Origin of the sequence: Mucilaginibacter sp. P25 (assembly GCF_050859465.1) — a bacterium.
GTDB lineage: Bacteria > Bacteroidota > Bacteroidia > Sphingobacteriales > Sphingobacteriaceae > Mucilaginibacter > Mucilaginibacter gossypii.
In genome coordinates, this window is record NZ_CP193937.1 from 5,346,126 (window position 1) to 5,364,146 (window position 18,021).

An 18,021-nucleotide genomic window follows, 5' to 3' on the forward strand; every position below is an offset into this window, starting at 1 on the left:
GTAATAGTAATACCTATGAAATTGTTTTGATATAATTGATTTTATGGAGTAAAAAAACAAAAAACATGGTAAAATTACCGTACTATTAATACAAATAATTCTCCTGATTTTACAAACCTTTAAAATCTCATACCATCAAATTCTCTAAAAACAGAATTTAAACATTTATACAGGTATACTGTTTAGAAAATACAAGGTATACGCTTCTGTAACCCGTTTTTATCAATAATTGCAGCTATATTAATATAACAGGCATACTCACTAATTGAAATATTATGATGTATGAATTGAGATTTTGATCTTAATTATTATAGCCTATATTTATACATATTATTTATATAATGAATAACAACGCCGGCCTTCATCAACAATTAAACGAAGATATTTTCCGTATTCTGTTCAGGGAATCTCCTACCCCTATAGCATTATATGTTGGCAAAACAATGGAGATCAGGATTGCCAATAAGGCCATGACAGATATATGGGGAAAGGGAGATGATGTTATTGGGCATAATTACTTTGACCTGCTGCCCGAATTCGAAGAGCCGGGCTTTCATGCAATATTATCAAATGTATACGATAACGGTACGGCTTATAAGTGGAAAGAGCAAAGGGTTGATCTTATGGTTAACGATAAGCTTGAAGAATTTTACTTCAACTTTATTTTTAAACCGTTACATAACGACGATGGTAAAGTTTGGGGCGTGTTGAATACAGCTACAGATGTTACCGAACTGGTTAACACCCGTAAAAAGCTGGTTGAAAGTGAACAACGTGCTCAATTTGCCCTGCAAGCTGCCGAACTGGGAACCTGGGATTTAAACCCCAGATTACAAACCGCAACATGGGACGACCGCTGTAAAGAGCTCTGCGGTTTTCGAAAAGATGATGAGATAAAGTATGATGATCTGTTGAAATTTGTCCACCCGGAAGATGAGCAACGCTTGCGAACAGCAGTAATGCAGGCTTATGATCCTGTAAGCAATGGAAATTATGATATAATCGTCCGCACCGTTGATGACACAGGGCACCTGAAATATTGGATCCACCTGAAAGGTAGGGCTTACTTTAACGATAATCATGAGCCTATCCGCTTTGCAGGTACCGTACAGGATATAACCCGCGAAATATTAGATAAACAAGAACAACAAAAACTGATTGCACTGATTGATAAAACAGCCGACGTGGTTGCAGTAGGCAGCATGGATGGTTCTGTAACCTATATCAATAAAACAGCCTACACTATATTAGGTATTGGGAGTACAAAAGAAGCTTTAAAACCCGGCGTTGAATATTTTGCAGATCATGAAGCAGACAAAGTAAATAATGAGATAAACCCCGCGGTACAGCAGTATGGTAAGTGGGAAGGTGAAATGCACTACCGGCATTTTAAGACAGGAGAAAATATTCCGGTTTACGTTAACTGTTTCAGAATCGATGATCCGTTAAATGGCTTGCCTATTGGTATGGCATCCGTAGCCCGAGACCTGCGCCCTGAAAAAGCGGCAAGAAATGAACAGTATAAATTATTGTCGCTTATTAACCATACCTCAGATTTTGTAAGCCTATCCAACCTTGATGGTAATGTAACTTACGTAAATACCGCCGGGCGAAAAATGTTGGGTATCAAAGGCGCCAACGAGCACAGGAGGCACAACAGCGAATATTTAATGCCTGATGAGCTTGATAAGCTGAGGGACAAAGTAAATCCAATTTTAATGAAGCATGGTAAATGGAGCGGTGAAGTACTTTACCGTCATTTCCAAACCGGCGAAGCCATACCTGTGTACGGCACCACCATGCTGGTTTATGACGCTGTAACCGGCTTGCCACAGGGCAGGGCTTCAATTGCAAGGGATCTGCGAAGGGAAATTGCCGATAAAAAAGCCCTTACTGATAGTGAAAGATTGCTTAAAAACATCACTAATGCATCGCCAACAGTACTTTGGATGGCCGATGCTCAAGGTAATATTACTTACGTAAATCAAACCTGGGTTGATTGGACTGGTATTAAATATGAGGATAATATGGGCGCAGGGTGGATCAACGCACTTTTAGAAGAAGACAGAACCAGGGCCGGTGAAAAGTTCTTAGCCGATTTAAATGCCCGCCGGTTCTATGAAGTTGATTTTAGGATCACACGCCGGGATGGTGAAATAAGATGGTGTATAGCCACCGGCAATCCGCAATATAATGAGCAGGGGGAATTTACCGGGTACATAGGTGCCTGTACCGATGTCACCGATAAAACACTTGCCGAAAGCGAAGTGAAATTACGTAACAGGGAATTGAATAACCAGATCAGGCAGTTTGAGTTTGTTACTGGTTTTATGCCGGTGCAACTTTGGACGGCCCGCACGGATGGCCAGGTCGACTACTTTAATCAACGTGCTGTAGATTATTTTGGTGCCCAGGCAAATGAAATAGCAGCATCCTGGCTCAATGCTATTCATCCCGATGATAGGGATGCTTGTGTTGAGGCTTGGAATTATGCAGTGAACACGGGTAATGTTTACCAATGTGAATTTAGATTAAAAGACAAAGATCAAAATTACAAGTGGCATTTGTCCAGGGCTTTACCTTTCATAATTGACGGAAAAATCATTAAATGGTTTGGTACCAATACAGACATTGATGAGCAAAAACAATTACAACGACAAAAAGATGATTTTTTAGGTATCGCAAGTCACGAATTAAAAACCCCGGTTACGAGCATAAAAGCATATGCCCAGGTATTGGGTGCTATGCTTACCAAAGAAGGCGAACAAAAAAAGGCCGAAATGGTGCTTAGGATGGATGCCCAGATTAACCGTCTTACAAACCTCATAGGCGATCTCCTTGATGTTACCAAGATTAACTCGGGCAGGCTACAGTTCAATAAAATATGGTTCGATTTTAATGAAACCCTACAGGAAACTGTTGAAGACCTGCAGCACACTACACAAAAACATAAACTTATCCAAAACTTTACACCAACAGGCCGTATCTATTCAGACAAAGATCGGGTAAGCCAGGTTATTACCAACCTCATTACGAATGCTATCAAATATTCGCCTCATACCGATACCATCATCATCAACACTCGCCGCGAAAACAATGAGGTGATTGTTTGTGTACAGGATTTTGGCATCGGGATACCCGAAGACAAGAAGGACCGGGTGTTTGAGCAATTTTACCGCGTAAGTGGGAACAAGCAGCATACATTCCCCGGTTTGGGGTTAGGATTATACATCTCATCAGAAATTATTAAGCGAGAAGGCGGCAGAATGTGGGTAAACAGCATTGAAGGCAAAGGGTCTACTTTTTGCTTTGCATTACCTGTAGACGATACCAACAGTTATTCACCTGTTGGATAGTTCACAATAAGGTAAATTTATCACAGCTAATTTCAGAGGGTTTAACCAAGCCTTTACGCCTAAAATGAATACAAAGAACAAGAAAATCATGATTGCAGATGATGACCCGGGCATTGTTGATGCTATGGAAATGCTGCTTGAATTTGAAGGCTACGAGGTAACATCAACCGTAGATGGTACAACAGTGCTTGATATGAAAGACGAACTCCCCGACTTGCTACTGTTAGATATCTGGATGAGCGGCGAAGACGGTCGGGATATCTGCAAGAAGCTAAAACAAGACGAGCTAACCAAAGATATACCTGTTATCATGATATCGGCAAGTCGCGATATACGTGATTCTGCAATGATGGCCGGCGCCGACGACTTTTTGGCCAAGCCTTTTGACATGAATGAGTTACTAAAAAAAGTGGCCCATTTTGTTCAAAAAACTTAATAATAGACAAGCAACATCAATCAACTAAATAACAATTACCCCCTCTTCGGAAAGAACCTTATAGCGGCCGTCTCACCCGGCCGCCGGTTCTTCCAGTTGCTTAAGTTATCCCTTTAAATTAATATAAACGTGACATGCTAAATGCTATTACGCCCCCGGAATGCCCCCGGCGATGTCTGTTTTATCCGGCTGCCGATTCAGCCAGTTGCATTTATGGCATGTAGTTAAACTGGTCATTTCACTGGTCAACACCTAACTAAAATATAAAAACATTAACCCATATGGTATGTTATTTATTAAAACAAAACAACAACGCCATGGGAATTTTACAGCACGTACAACATCAGATCTCAGCACTGAACGATCTGATCAAAATAAATAACGACAGGATAACCGGATATCACAAAGCTACCGAAGCAACAGATGAAGTCGGATTGAATTTACTTTTTAATGAATATATTGATCAAAGCAAAAACTACGTTAGTGAAATACGCGATTACATTCATGTATTAGGAGGAGATCCTACAGACGGTACTACCCTTGCGGGGAAATTTTATCACGCCTGGATGGATGTAAAATCGGTTTTTGTCAGTAAAGACAGTCACTCGATACTTTCGGATTGCGAATATGGCGAGGATGTAGCAAAAAAGCTTATCGCGCCGCGCTTGACGATAAGGAGCTGATATGGGAAGATGAGCAGGTTGTAACCATGCTTAATAACCATTTAGAAGGTTTAAAAAAACGCATGACACCATTAAATCGTTAAGAGATGCGGTTAATGCCTGATCATAATTTTGTTATATTGAGCAGATGAGCAATTCAAATCAATCATTTTTTTCGGCATGCGGCATGCCTGATCAATTCGCTAAGGTTACCTGCACACAGGATAAGGTGATTTATACGCTTTCGCAATTAAAGCAAGCCACAGTAGCTGATATTGCATTGAAGCTAAAGGAATACGAACCTGCGGTAAATACTTTTACACACGAGAAAAACACGATTGAAGTACTTAATTATCTTTTTGACCGGGGATTGGTAAAGATCACCAAACAAAACGGCGAGTTAAACTACAACCTGGTCAACGCTTAAGCAGGTTGTAGTTTAATGTATTTTATTACATACCAGGCGCAAGTGGTTTGGCCGAAACTACGCTATCAACCACAAAAACGCTTACTCCCCGCCATGGCAGCGTATGCAGGTATTCTTTATAGTGAAGTTCTAAAAATGAGCCTGCGTTACTGCTCAGTTTTTTTGCCACTTTTTCATCGGTTACAGAAAACATAAATTCATTTGAGCCAATTGTACCCCCTGTTACCTGCGTACGGATTCCGCTTTGAATTAACCTACCTTCATAAGTTTTAAATACGTAACCTTTCTTTACAAAATAGTTCATGGTACCGGCTTTAGTTCCCTCGCCAAAAACAAAATAATATCGATAGTAAAAAAAGCCTACTATAATCAGTAGTAATATAAGGGTGATAATAACCTTGGTTTTTGTTTTCATCGGAGATTTTATTTGCTAACTAAGCTACAAAAACTTAGCAGGTAAGCAAACATTTATATCATGACAATGGCCTGTTTAGTTTGCCGGCTTCTCTCCTTCTTTAATTTTCGTGAGGTTTACTTTTTTAAAAGACTCCACTAAAAAGGTAACCAAACCAGTTAGGTTAAAAGGTGGATCATTTGTAGTTAGCGTAAGTTTGTCCTTATTGTTTTCAAAATCGATATCCAGGTAATAATTAGGTGCATCTGTAACCTGGCTACCCTGTTTCCAATCGTACATCTTTTTTAATTCACTCCGTTTTAGCCAATAGTTCAGGCTATCGAGCTGTAGCCTGGTAAGCTTTCCGGCATAATCACCTTTGTAGGGGTCAGCAAATTCGCCCCCTTTTAAACGATACGTACCATCTGCCCAAATATTAATCAGTAATTGAGGGCAATTGCCATAACAGGTTGAGGATAGGAAACGAAGTTTTGAAAATTTGATCCCATTATCAAAACTGGATTTATAGTTTTTAAACTGCAAGGGAGGGCGACCGGCTAATTTTACAGCATTATCATTAACAGCTTTAATAGTTAATTTCTTGCCATCGAAATAATTGATGATAAACTTAAAAACGTCAATATGCTGTTGTTTAAAATTATCTGCACTGGTAGTATATGTATCAATTATTTTAAGCGTATCATGCTCTATTTGGTATTTGTTTTCGTGTTTCTTATATCCATCCAAATTAAAATAAACCTTGCCGCTATTAAAATAAAGATAACCGAGATCTTCGGTTATCCACTGTTCTGATTCAACAGTAGCATGCTGGCCCATTACCGGGCCGCACAGGACAGTGAGAAATAAGATAAGCAGTGATACGCTTTTCATGTAAACTAAACTTACAAACTCAAATAATATTGGGTAAGGGATTCAAAATCGTCAAACTTATTATCATAGTCATCGGTATTGCCAAAACCGTAACTAACAAACACAAATGGTATACCGGCAAGGCGCGTTTGTTCAGCATCGCCATTAGTATCGCCTATGTAAATCGGGTTCTGCAAATTGTGTTTATTCATGAGCAGATGCATATTATGGTTTTTAGGCATCTGGTTGGTGCCATAAGCCATGCTATCTGTAATAACCTCATTAATGCCTGCCCACGTTAAAAACAGCGGTATGATACCTACCGCGCAATTGCTTAAAACAAAAAGTTTGTATTTGCTTGCCAATTGTTTTAAACCCTCTGTAACCCCACCGTACATAATACCACCGCTGGTTGGCAATATTTCGCGTCTTACCTGGTTTACAGCATTGTAGATCTCCATCCCCTTTTCCTCATCAAATTCAGGCAGCATTACCCGGGTAAGTTTTTTACCATCCATACCTATCACGTGCAGCAGTTCATCTCGTTTAATAGTCCTTTGAATGTCAAGCTTTTGAAATATCAGGTTCCATGATTCGGCGTAGGTGTCAACGGCATCCCAAAGGGTTCCGTCCATATCAAAAATGAGGCTATCGGGTTTCTGCATTAGCTAAAAGTATGTTTTTCGCTAAGATGAAAAATTAACGGCAATTAATGTTCATGTTTTCTTCATTATTAATCCTCACCTTAGCATTGTGATAAGGTTAACGCGGGTCGGCTTAGCAGGAGGCTGAGCCCGCAAAGAACCCCGCCTCTCGGCGGGGGTTTCTTTTTATACAGGGTTATATTTTTATGGTCTCAGGTTCTCAGTTATGGTTATCTCGCTAAGACTTCCCACTTAGAAGCTGTTTAAAAACGATTCAAGATTTTTTCAGGTAGAGACGCATAATTGCGTCTCCGGTAGGACAATCGCTTTTGCAGGCCATCTTACCACCGTAAATTGCATGCGGGAGACGCAATTATGCGTCTCTAAAATTAAAAACAACCACATTTAAACAGTTCTTGGAACTTAAGGCTTCTTATTAAAGACTTATCCCATCCCCTACTTTATAAATTTCATGAAACTTGATTCCTTGATTGTCAAAATGTTTTTTGTACGCGGCATAACGCTGAAGTATGAAAAAATCTTTAGCAAACCCGTCGTGCACAGGCAAAATTTGCTTAGGATGCAGCTCATCGGCAAAGGCCGAAATTGTTGGTTCATTGGCAAATGGAGCCATCGAAACCATGATCAGCAACTCGATACCTTTAAAATTCAAAAGCTTCTCTTCCATCGAATCAACGGGGTGCAATACTTTGTTATTGATTAGGAAGCCGGTCATTTGCGGTAGTGGATTATCCATGATAAGTTCGTGCCTCACCGGGAAAGCCTGGAGTTTAAATGGCCCGGCCCGATGGGTGCCTTCTTCAAGAATTATATATTTTAAATTGATCTTATCTAATTCCCTTCCTACCTGCGAATTAGTGACAACTACTGCGCCGCTTAACTCTACAATAATTTTTAAGATATCTATATCGAAATGATCGGGGTGGATATGGGTGATCACAATAGTTCTTACATCAACAAACAATTGCGGTGTAACCAAACCTTCGGCAAATGAAAACTTTCCGGGGTCAAACAAGAGCTGATAACCGTCTAATTCAAAAAGCAGGCATGAATGAAGGTATTTTGATATTTTCATAAGCGCGTAGGTTTATTTCCTAAAGATACACAGGAAAGACTTATGAAGTTTTAAAAAGTTAATCCTGATTGAAAAGCGGATATCACGCTCAGTGTTTGGACTCCAGGAATTTAGGGAGCGAATTATATATAAAAGCGTAAAGCCTTACGAGGTTTTAAAACTAAGTAAGGCTGATTTTTACAACAACTCCGTAGCCAAATTGGCCAGTTCGCTCCTCTCCCCTTTTTGCAGGGTGATGTGAGCATAAAGCGGATGCCCTTTTGCTTTATCTATTAAATACGACAGTCCGTTACTTTCGGCATCGAGATATGGGGTATCTATCTGGTAAATGTCACCTGTAAATACAAATTTGCTGTTCTCTCCGGCCCTGGATATGATAGTTTTCACCTCGTGCGGGGTGAGGTTTTGCGCTTCATCAACAATAAAGAATATCTTACTGAGCGTGCGCCCGCGAATAAAAGCCAGTGGAGCTATCGAGATTTTATCATTATTGACTAACTCATCAATTTTGGCCTGCATTTTTTCGTCGTCACCGAACTGATCCTTTATAAATTTTAGGTTATCCCATATCGGGGCCATATAAGGATCAATCTTTGATTTAATATCGCCAGGCAAAAAGCCTATGTCTTTATTGCTTAAAGGAACAATAGGGCGGGTAACAAAGATTTGACGATAATATTTACGTTGCTCGAGCGCGCTGGCCAAAGCTAATAGCGTTTTACCCGTGCCGGCGTTTCCTTGTATAGTTACTAATTTTATATCCGGGTGCAATAACGCATGAATAGCAAAAGACTGCTCGATATTACGAGGGTGAATATTTAAAACAGGCTGCTCGGTAACTTTTTCAAGCTGCTTAGTTTGTGAATTGTAAAAACCTACAGTATCGCCTTTTTTTCCTTTTAATACATAAAAGTGATTGTTGGTATACGAACCTATCTTTAAATTTTCGGCCGGTAAATTTTCATTTTTATTCAGAGTGGTGATCAGTTTTTCCGTCACCTTATCTACATCCGTTTTACCCGTATAAAGTTCCTCCAGGTTTTTGATCTTGCCCGTTTCATAATCTTCGGCATGCAGGTTAAGGGCTTTGGCTTTGAGGCGAAGGCAAATATCTTTTGATACCAACACTACCTTTTTGCCAGGATTTTCTTCCTGTAAGCCAAGGGCCGCGTTGAGGATACGGTGATCAGTTTTATCTGAACCAAAAATCTGCTCGGCATCCTGGCCGGTAGTTTTAGTATCCATGGCAACTTTAAAGCTGCCTTTGGTTTTACCATTAAGCGGGATCCATTCGTTGATCAGTCCATTGTGCGACAGGTCATCCATCAACCGGATAAAGCTTCGGGCTTCAAAGTTGCGGGTATCATTACCGTTCTTTTTATTATCGAGCTCTTCCAATACCTGGATGGGTATGGCAACATCGTGCTCCTGAAAGTTTTGAAATGCGTTGTGATCATACAGGATCACAGAAGTATCTAAAACAAATATTTTCTTCTGGTTACGCTGACCGTCCTTCATATCCGCCTAAAATAACGATTTTAAGGTTTGAAGAAAAATTTCTCCTCAAACAAAAAACCTGTAAAAGCGAAAACGGGAGTCATCTCTTGCGATTTGAACTCCCGTTTCCAAACTGTTGTTTAACCGTAGTTGCCCAACAGCATCAAGTTTTGTGTATCTCTTACCGACATGATCTTCGTCCGTTGCTCTCACGAGCGGTCGACTATTTTCAATGTCACCGGTTTCTGTTGTTTCCCTCCGTGGAGTTCTTCTTCTTAATTCCGGTACCTCCTTTAATTGCTTTCTTTTTTCAAAAGACTTTCGCCTTTTTCATTTTTTCTTGCAACTCAGGGACTTCCCTTGATCTTTAGTTCCCCCGAAGGTTCACCCGATTCAATTTCTGTTTTCCTGAAAGGCTGTCAAAGTACGTCGTTCTTGATGATTACAATATCGGGACATTACCGTGATTTGGCAAATATTTTTGATTATTTTTATTAACAGTTTATTAACAACAAATCAACACTTATCAACATTGAATTTCAGTCCTTCTCAAGTATAAATTAGGGTAATTAACTGAAATACAGACTACATTATTAACATCAACCTTTATTAACAAAATGCATGAAAAACCATTTGTATCGAAAAAGAAAAAATGCTCAAAATCTTAAAAACGTTAAATTTTCTCTGTTAAATGCCGCCAATATCGCCTGGGAATATGACGCACATGAAGCCTGGTATTTTTGCGTGAAGCGATGTTTATACTATTAAAATAATTCTTCCAAAGGTTTTGATAGACACCTTCGTCCTCACTATAAGCCGCAATTACATTAACCGGTTTACTTAACTCATCAAAATTCATTTCGATGAATTGCGTGTCATGAAGATCGTAGTACAGCCCATAATTTCTTTTAGTATCATAGATCATCCATTTTTGATCGGTATAGCGGCTTTTGAAATGCTTAATCAACAATGGCAATACATTAAAATCAGGCTCAATGGCAGCATAAAAAGTTCCGTCATTCAGTTTTTGAAACCTAACAAAAGCTTCCATCCTGTGTTTTTCGCGCCGCACCATTTTTAAAATTTCCGACAGGCGCATTACATATTTATTGCCATAATCTTCTTCAATATTTTGGTCGCTGTCAAAAACATGACGGATAAAACCAAGCACGTTGCAGTCTTCGCCGGCAATTTCGGCCATGTGACTAATGTAAAGGCGCTGCACCCCGGCAGCTGAAAGTTTTTTCCGCAATCCCTTTAATACCCGGCCGGCGCGCGCCTCGTCAGTAACAATAGGAATTATCTCTTCAAACAACGCACCGCTGCGCCACTCCCCTTTCAATAACTTTACAGGATACAGTTTGCGTTCGTAAATCTCGAATACAGCTGTAAGCAGCCCCTCAAACGTTCCGTCATAAACCAGCGTGTTCATATTAAAACAGGTTAAGTTGGGTTTGTGTATTTTTAATGTACTTGCTTTGCGATTGGGCCATAATAAATTGCTTAATGTTTTGCCCCGTTAAATCGCGCCGTTCAAATTCATTGCTTTTGCAGGTAATAAAGTATCGCGCCCGGTTAATGGCCACTCCTATTTTTTTAGCTGTTCCCAGCCCAGCCCGGCAAATTTACGTGCAGCCAAAATTTTTTGTGCCGATAACAAACCGATACCCGGCACCCGGAGGATCAGTTGCAAATCGGCCTTATTGATATCAATAGGAAAAGCCTGCATATTGCGGATTGCCCAACTGAGTTTGGGATCAATATCCAGATCAAGTAACGGGTTTTGATTATTGACGATCTCGTTTACATGGAAACCATAAAAACGCATGAGCCAGTCGGCCTGATAAAGACGATTTTCGCGCACCAGCGGCACCGCGGTATTAAGGGCAGGAAGCCGCTTATCGGCCAGCACAGGTACATAACCCGAATAATATACCCGTTTTAAGTTAAAATTTTTATAGAAATAATTAGCCGATTGCAGCACCTGCTGATCGCTTTCGGGTGTGGCACCAACAATTACCTGGGTACTTTGCCCTGCAGGTGCAAACATGGGGGCGTTTTTGAAAAGCTTTTTCTCTTCTGTGTTTCGGATGATCTCCTGATTCAAAAAATGCATCGGGTCAATCATGTCCTGCCGGTTTTTATCAGGTGCAAGCAGTTTCAATCCGGCTTCTGTAGGCATTTCTAAATTCACACTGAGCCTGTCGGCATATAACCCGGCCTCCTGCATTAGCTCCGCACTTGCACCCGGAATGGATTTTAAGTGGATGTATCCGTTAAAGTTATGCTCAGTTCGGAGTTTTTTTGCTACGTGCACTAATCGCTCCATGGTATAATCAGCATTTTTAAAAATACCAGAGCTTAAAAACAAGCCTTCAATGTAATTGCGGCGATAAAAGTTAATGGTAAGGTCAACTACTTCCTGTACCGTGAACGCGGCCCGTTTGATATCATTATTCTTCCGAGACACACAATATGCGCAATCAAAAATACAATGATTGGTAAGCAGGATCTTCAATAACGAAACACAACGCCCATCTTCCGTATAACTATGGCAAATTCCGTTACTGGCATTTCCCAAACCCTTGTCCTTATTTTTCCTGTTACTTCCGCTCGATGCACATGAAACATCATATTTAGCCGCGTCGGCCAAAATATTAAGCTTTTCCGTTATCCTGTCTACATTCATACCAACCAAAAATACTAATATTTTTAGCAATCAACCAAATTGCGGGATAAATAAAAGGGAAGCCATTTTGTTTTTTTCGCTGTATGCCTCAACAACTTTTTCCTTCACGACATTGATACCGCTTTTTAGCACTATTACTCATATTTACTTCCAGCACCGCGTGAGCATCTATAGCGAAAAATGGAACCACCTGCCCACCGTTGCGGAATTCAATATTTTTTGAAAAAAGCTCCGCAGCTACATAGATTAAGCCAGATCAAGCGTTTTTTGAGTCAATCAACGCAACAAACTCTAATGTATTTGCAACAAGCGCGAAAGTAAAACTGATTTAAATGCCGTTTTTTTAATTCCTTTACTAATCATAAAATCCGCAATGCAAAAAATCTATTCGGTCCACATTTGCCTATATCCCACTTGGGACACCTATTGCCGTTGGTAAAGTGAAAAGCCTTAAATGTGTCTTGTATACAAAACAAATAGAAAAATCCAAGTGGGCGCTTTTCGAATCAGTTAACCACTTGATAGAATCAATGCATTTTTCATCAAGCATTTAAGAAGATTTACGCGGTTCGAGAATTTGAAAAAGGCTACTTGGTGGAGATTGCAGCATACCTGACCACGTTATTTCGCGTTCATCAGATAAACAGTTGTGTCGATAATACCTAAATTTAAATATGTAATTCAGAAAGATAGTATGTAAAAGTGTTACAGAATGCAATGATCCCTTCTCCGGAACACATTGATCAATGGCTCCTGGATATCCACTAAGACACGACAATCGCCGATGGAGTTTAGGCTTCATTCAAGTAATCAACGGTTAGGTGATCAGACGTTGAGCAAATGTGTCGCCGCAGCCTTGTTGAGTTTCGCCGTGTCTTTCCGACCGGTCGCCTGTGCTACCACCATTGCTCCCAGGATGAGACTAAGTAACTGTGGTAGTAGGGTTTTGGCCTGAGCAGGTTCAACCAATTGACTTAAACGTTCCTGAATAAACGCTGATGCTTTTTCCAGGTGCCGGTCTACCTTTGCCCGAAGCGGCTTTTCTTCGTCTGTGCTAAAATCACTCAAGCCACGCGTAAAAACACAGCCATTGAAATCCGGGTCCGCGATCCAGTCATCCACCGCGTCAAAAGCAGCCAACAACTCCGCTTTAGGCTCATTACTTGCTGCCCCCACCCGTTTTTCCAGAATATCAAACCGGAAAGCGTCCCAAAACTCCAGGTAAGCTGCGGTCAGATCAGATTTTGAAGGGAAATAACTGTAAAAAGTTCTTTTAGATACCTGGCTCTCCGCAATGATCCGGTCAATGCCGATCGTGTGTACATCATGTTCATTAAAAAGACGAATCGCGGTCTTTAGTATCCGTTCGCGTGGTTTCAGTTCTTCGATCTTCTCAGTCCGCAAATCCCTGAAGGAGCTAAGTGTATCTGCCATATTCAAAATTAAAAATTTTAAGTGCATGGATTATCAGCGGAATGTAAAAGTAGACAGTTCTGTTTACTTTTAATTGCAAAAGTATACAGATCTGTTTACTTTTGATCCAACAAAATTCACAGACATGACAAATCTTAGTCAATTCGAATTCAGGAAGCAACCCTGGTTCGACCAAGAACATTTCGAAGGCTTTAATCAAGCCATTCCCATGAAAACCATAGTCATTCATTGCTTCGACCCCCGCGCTTCGGAAATACCGCAAGCGGTGGCCAACTACTTCGGAGACGAAGTGTACCCGGGCGAAAACATCCTTGACGCCGACGGTAACCGGGTGGGTAATACCCGCACGATGTTCACGGTATCCAATGCCGGCGGCCGCGCCTTCTCTGCGCTGCAATCCGTCGCTACTATGGACTATCTCTTTCATTTTGAGAAGGTAGTTGTGGTTCACCACTCGTTCTGTGGCGCTACCGCCTTTGAGCCGGAACATCTCATTCATTCGTTTCATGAGCATCACCATGCCGACATCGCAACACTGATCGATCATGACAGCATGGCCATACTTGACTTCGAGCAATCCGTTAAACACGACCTGGAACTGCTGCGCAACAGTCCGCTGGTGCCCAAAAATATCAAATTGTATGGTTTCTTTTATGAGATCAACAGCGGTCAGCTCACCGAGATCGCCCGTGATATCCCGGGCGAAAATCAATAACCTGCAAGCAGGCGAGCCTTGTTCGGCGACCCGCCTGTTCATTTTAATCTTTAGTTCATGAATTCAATAATTTTAAAACCGGATACACCACCGGTCCGCGCGGCGGAAGCTTATGCACGCAGCGTCTCCAGCCCGATGCTGTTCAACCACGTTATGCGCTGTTATCATTTTGCCGACCTGTTCGCCAAAAAGCACCAGGTAGCGGCAGACCAGGAGCTTCTGTTTCTTTCCGCTGTTCTGCATGATCTCGGTTTTACATCATCCGTGCCCGGCCAAAACCGCTTCGAGATCGAAGGCGCCGAAGCCGCAAGGCAATTCCTGCTTGAACACGGCGTGAGCGACGAGGCGCGCCTGGAAAGTATGGCACAACATCGCGCTGCACGTTGGCGACCTTAACCTGTTTAAAGATGATGCGACGCGCATGCTGCAATACGGCATCCTTTATGATATTACCGGGCTGCCGGCTGGGTTCGAACTGGATGCCCAGGCAGTAGACGATGTCGTACAGCATTATCCACGGCTGGGTTTCAAACAAGGCTTCCTCGAACTGTTCGAGAACGAGTTCGAACGTAAGCAGCCCTACCCGCACCGTTTCCATATGTGCGCCTGCATCGAGCATCACCGGACCGGCCAGCTCAACATCCCAGTTCCGCAGGCCTTTTTTAATAGCGCCCCTTTTGCCGACTAATGAAAAACTACCAACGATGGATCTGGGCGCTGGCCCTGGCGATCAACGGATTGATCGCCCTCTCGGCTTTTTTACCCAAAGCAGCACTACCTGGCGGCATAAAAATTATGCTACTGCCACAGATCAATGCCATTTTAAATGGCCTTACCTTTGTGGCCTTACTGGCCGCACTGATAGCCATTCGGCGTAAACGCCGCGACTGGCACCGGCGTTTCATAGGAATCGCCTTTACCGCGACCAGCCTGTTCCTAATCAGCTACCTGGCCTATCATTTTACCACACCATCTACCAGATACGGAGGCAAAGGCACCCTGCAATATGTGTATTATTTTATCCTTACCACGCATATCCTCCTGGCCATCATCATCGTACCGCTGGCGATATACACCATAGCGCTGGCCCTCAAAGACGAGATCAACCGTCATCATAAAGTGGCCCGCTGGACAATGCCCATCTGGCTTTACGTCAGCCTTACGGGTGTTATCGTTTACCTGATGATCTCACCATATTACGCGCATTAATGACACCAGCCCTGTACTGCAGGGCTGGTTAGCCAATAGTTGATTTACTTACCAAACAATAATGCCTCCTTAAAGCCCCGACAATCTGTGTCAGTAATTCAGCATTCCGGGTTAGCAGCCCCCGCCAGGTCCGGGCTATCTTTGATCATTCAATATAAAACAAATGGAAAAGCAAATCAAAGTACTCATCACCGGCGCGACCGGCAAGAGTGGTGGCGCCGCCATCGATGAACTATTAAAAATGGGCTATCCAGTGCGGGCGCTCGTCCATCAACCGGATGAACGTTCGGCGCGACTGGCTGCCAAAGGCGTTGAGGTGGTAGCCGGTGACCTGTTGAACCTCGACGACATCACTGCAGCCATGCAGGGCATCGACACCGCATACTTGTGTTACCCCGTTTTGGTGCCCGGCGTATTACAGGCTACCGCTTATTTTGCCATAGCCGCTAAGGAGAATGGACTGAAAGGCATCGTCAATATGTCGCAGATATCCGCCAGGCGAGAAGCCAAAAGCAACGCAGCCCAGGATCATTGGGCAGGAGAGCAATTGCTCAACGCTACCGGCATTCCCAGCGTTCATTTAAGGCCTACCTTTTTTGACGATTGGTTCTTGTATATCCGCGACCTAATCCGGGAAAACAACGAAATCGCATTGCCTTTCGGCAACGGACGTTGGGCACCGGTTGATTCTGCGGACCTGGGGCGCGTAGTCGCCAAAGTAGCCACCAATATAACCCCCTATGCCGGGCAGATCCTTCGGCTTTACGGCCCGCAGGAATACAGCCTGGCAGAAATGGCTGCGGTCATATCCGGCGAACTGGGAAGAACGATCCGGTACCAACCCGTGACCATAGCTCAATTTTTTGAATGTAATGCCAAAAGACCGGCCAGCGAACATTTCATCCAGCACGTGACCCACGTCGCGGAAGATTGTGTAAACGGCGTTTTCGCCGGGACAAACGACCTAATTGAAACCATCACCGGCCAGCAGCCGGAGACACTGTCCCATTTTTTCAGAAAGAACAAAGCGGTGTTCAGCTAAACGGTAAATCTGTGCCAGTATTCGTGCGATCCGGGTTAGCAGCACTGGCCGGCACCGGGCTACCTTTGGTGCATAAGAAATCGGTAAATCATTTAAAATCAAAACCATGAAACAGAAAATTCGGCTAATCACAGGTGCCAGCAAAGGCTTAGGCCTGTAAATCGTTAAAACCGTTCTTGCAGCGGGCGACAAGGTCATTGCTACCGTCCGTAATGATGCCGCCGGCCTAAAGGTTGCCCTGGGCAACCCGGCAGACCTGTTGGTTGTGATTCTGGATGTCACCAAAGAGGCCGAAGTAAAACAAGGGGGCAGCAAGGCCCTCGAGCAGTTCGGGCAGATCGATGTCCTCCTCAATAATGCCGGTTTCGGCATCGTTGGCGCCATTGAAGAAGCTTCGAATGAAGAAGTGAGGCGACAGTATTACACCAATGTGTTCGGTGTGCCGAACCTGGTCCGCGCGGTGTTGCCAGGTATGCGGGGAAGAAAGTCAGGGCACATCATCACCGGCTGGTGATAGTTTAGTGAAAGCAACTTAGCATAAGTGTTGATAATTGACGGATTAAGTTATGCTACTACACTTTATACGATCGAATACCTAAGGAATAAGCCCGGATACTATACTCCCGGGCCTTATTCCTTAAAACTGTTGACCATGCGAATGAACTTACGTAACATCAGATCGAACATTCCATGGATCGTTGTTACAAATAACCAATTTTATGGCTGCTTTTTATTAACCGTCCACTCAGCCATCTGGAAGTCACGACTGCCATTATTGGTCTTAATGCTTATCCTATAAAATTTATAGGCAACATTATTATTAAAATGATATAAGATCCGTTGAAAGCGGTTGGCAAAAACTTCGTTGTTCTTGCTGTGCAGGTTTATCCAGCGTATTCCGTCCTCAGAACCCTGGAGGATCCATCCTTTCGGGTCACGGTCAGGAGAGTCATTTGCCGATGTCATGGTATATGCTCCTGCAACGGCAGGTGTTTTAAGCTCATATTTCATCACCAGGTCGCCTGAGAACCCTGATTGAAAAAACTTGGTATTCGGATCGCCGTCAACCACTTTTAGTGACCCCTCATTTGCATTTGGGCCGCCGCCATTGTCGCGTGATACAGTCAATGTACCGCCTATGGTAGCAAAATAACTTTCACCAACCTTGGTGCGGTCAAAATTAGGGTCGGCAACGTTCAATATTATTTCCCGGGCAGCTGAGTATCCCTGTGAATTTCTGGCCGTTAATGTCACGTGATATAAGCCATCAAAGGCATATCTGTGCTTCGGTGCTTTTTCTGCCGATGTGCTATCGTCGCCAAATTGCCACAGGATATCTTTATAATTGATGGATGTACTGGTAAACTGATAGCTTAAAAAATCAACGCTATCTGTCCGGGCCACTGTGAAACCTGCGATGGGTTTGGGCTCATCTGGTTCGGGTTGGGGCGCTGGCTTATCTTTTTTACACCCGGCAAACAACAGGGCTACCGTTGAAAATACCGAGATAATATGCAATGTTTTTTTCATGTCCTTAATTTTCATTGATC

General features: G+C 42.7%; 18 protein-coding genes and 1 pseudogene. 10 read left to right on the forward strand and 9 right to left on the reverse strand.

The window, feature by feature from the left end; all coding sequences use genetic code 11:
* Positions 1-341 precede the first annotated feature (341 nt).
* The 4 genes from ACRQ5D_RS26970 (at position 342) to ACRQ5D_RS26985 (ending at position 4,881) form a co-directional block, all read left to right on the forward strand.
* The gene (locus tag ACRQ5D_RS26970; protein ID WP_091162819.1) at positions 342-3,356 is read left to right on the forward strand and encodes a PAS domain S-box protein; all 3,015 of its coding nucleotides are present in this window, start codon (positions 342-344) and stop codon (positions 3,354-3,356) included.
* A 64-nt stretch (positions 3,357-3,420) separates the two neighbouring features.
* On the forward strand, positions 3,421-3,792 hold the full coding sequence (locus ACRQ5D_RS26975) for a response regulator (RefSeq protein ID WP_091162818.1): 372 nt from the start codon (positions 3,421-3,423) through the stop codon (positions 3,790-3,792).
* Positions 3,793-4,109: 317 nt separating this feature from the next.
* Entirely contained in the window at positions 4,110-4,475 is a 366-nt protein-coding gene (locus ACRQ5D_RS26980; RefSeq protein WP_431198423.1) for a ferritin-like domain-containing protein, read from the forward strand.
* A 127-nt stretch (positions 4,476-4,602) separates the two neighbouring features.
* Positions 4,603-4,881, forward strand: a complete 279-nt coding sequence (locus ACRQ5D_RS26985) for a hypothetical protein (protein WP_091162816.1) — start codon at positions 4,603-4,605, stop codon at positions 4,879-4,881.
* Positions 4,882-4,906: 25 nt separating this feature from the next.
* Here the strand turns inward: ACRQ5D_RS26985 and ACRQ5D_RS26990 are convergent, their stop codons facing one another.
* The 8 genes and pseudogenes from ACRQ5D_RS26990 to ACRQ5D_RS27025 all read right to left on the reverse strand — a co-directional run bounded on the left by ACRQ5D_RS26990 (position 4,907) and on the right by ACRQ5D_RS27025 (position 13,505).
* On the reverse strand, positions 4,907-5,296 hold the full coding sequence (locus ACRQ5D_RS26990) for a hypothetical protein (protein WP_091162815.1): 390 nt from the start codon (positions 5,294-5,296) through the stop codon (positions 4,907-4,909).
* 75 nt (positions 5,297-5,371) lie between these two features.
* A complete protein-coding gene (locus ACRQ5D_RS26995; RefSeq protein ID WP_091162814.1) occupies positions 5,372-6,166 on the reverse strand; it encodes a DUF6438 domain-containing protein in 795 nt (264 codons plus the stop codon).
* Positions 6,167-6,177: 11 nt separating this feature from the next.
* Complete coding sequence (locus tag ACRQ5D_RS27000) at positions 6,178-6,810, reverse strand: HAD family hydrolase (protein WP_091162813.1); 633 nt, start codon at positions 6,808-6,810, stop codon at positions 6,178-6,180.
* A 415-nt stretch (positions 6,811-7,225) separates the two neighbouring features.
* On the reverse strand, positions 7,226-7,885 hold the full coding sequence (locus tag ACRQ5D_RS27005) for an MBL fold metallo-hydrolase (RefSeq protein WP_091162812.1): 660 nt from the start codon (positions 7,883-7,885) through the stop codon (positions 7,226-7,228).
* 177 nt (positions 7,886-8,062) lie between these two features.
* Positions 8,063-9,403: a PhoH family protein gene (locus tag ACRQ5D_RS27010; RefSeq protein WP_090526023.1), complete on the reverse strand. Its 1,341-nt coding sequence runs from the start codon at positions 9,401-9,403 to the stop codon at positions 8,063-8,065.
* Between the two features lie 652 nt (positions 9,404-10,055).
* Positions 10,056-10,814: a TIGR03915 family putative DNA repair protein gene (locus ACRQ5D_RS27015; RefSeq protein WP_091162811.1), complete on the reverse strand. Its 759-nt coding sequence runs from the start codon at positions 10,812-10,814 to the stop codon at positions 10,056-10,058.
* Position 10,815: 1 nt separating this feature from the next.
* Positions 10,816-12,071, reverse strand: a pseudogene (locus ACRQ5D_RS27020) (putative DNA modification/repair radical SAM protein).
* 825 nt (positions 12,072-12,896) lie between these two features.
* Positions 12,897-13,505 carry a TetR/AcrR family transcriptional regulator gene (locus tag ACRQ5D_RS27025; RefSeq protein ID WP_091162936.1) on the reverse strand — a complete coding sequence of 203 codons (609 nt, stop codon included), beginning with the start codon at positions 13,503-13,505 and terminating at the stop codon, positions 12,897-12,899.
* A gap of 124 nt (positions 13,506-13,629) precedes the next feature.
* On the opposite strand from ACRQ5D_RS27025, the gene ACRQ5D_RS27030 reads away from it, so the two are divergent.
* The 6 genes from ACRQ5D_RS27030 to ACRQ5D_RS27055 all read left to right on the forward strand — a co-directional run bounded on the left by ACRQ5D_RS27030 (position 13,630) and on the right by ACRQ5D_RS27055 (position 16,985).
* Complete coding sequence (locus ACRQ5D_RS27030; RefSeq protein ID WP_091162809.1) at positions 13,630-14,220, forward strand: carbonic anhydrase; 591 nt, start codon at positions 13,630-13,632, stop codon at positions 14,218-14,220.
* A gap of 57 nt (positions 14,221-14,277) precedes the next feature.
* Positions 14,278-14,616: an HD domain-containing protein gene (locus tag ACRQ5D_RS27035; RefSeq protein ID WP_432327213.1), complete on the forward strand. Its 339-nt coding sequence runs from the start codon at positions 14,278-14,280 to the stop codon at positions 14,614-14,616.
* A 25-nt stretch (positions 14,617-14,641) separates the two neighbouring features.
* The gene (locus ACRQ5D_RS27040) at positions 14,642-14,908 is read left to right on the forward strand and encodes a hypothetical protein (protein WP_432327214.1); all 267 of its coding nucleotides are present in this window, start codon (positions 14,642-14,644) and stop codon (positions 14,906-14,908) included.
* Positions 14,908-15,429, forward strand: coding sequence for a DUF420 domain-containing protein (locus tag ACRQ5D_RS27045; protein WP_091162807.1), 522 nt, complete (start codon positions 14,908-14,910; stop codon positions 15,427-15,429). Before ACRQ5D_RS27040 ends, ACRQ5D_RS27045 begins: the two co-directional genes overlap by 1 nt.
* A gap of 163 nt (positions 15,430-15,592) precedes the next feature.
* Positions 15,593-16,471, forward strand: coding sequence for an NmrA family NAD(P)-binding protein (locus tag ACRQ5D_RS27050; RefSeq protein WP_091162806.1), 879 nt, complete (start codon positions 15,593-15,595; stop codon positions 16,469-16,471).
* A 160-nt stretch (positions 16,472-16,631) separates the two neighbouring features.
* Positions 16,632-16,985, forward strand: a complete 354-nt coding sequence (locus ACRQ5D_RS27055) for an SDR family NAD(P)-dependent oxidoreductase (protein WP_431200880.1) — start codon at positions 16,632-16,634, stop codon at positions 16,983-16,985.
* Between the two features lie 203 nt (positions 16,986-17,188).
* On the opposite strand, the gene ACRQ5D_RS27060 is transcribed toward ACRQ5D_RS27055, so the two are convergent.
* Positions 17,189-18,001 carry a PKD domain-containing protein gene (locus ACRQ5D_RS27060; protein WP_176844351.1) on the reverse strand — a complete coding sequence of 271 codons (813 nt, stop codon included), beginning with the start codon at positions 17,999-18,001 and terminating at the stop codon, positions 17,189-17,191.
* Positions 18,002-18,021: the final 20 nt, after the last annotated feature.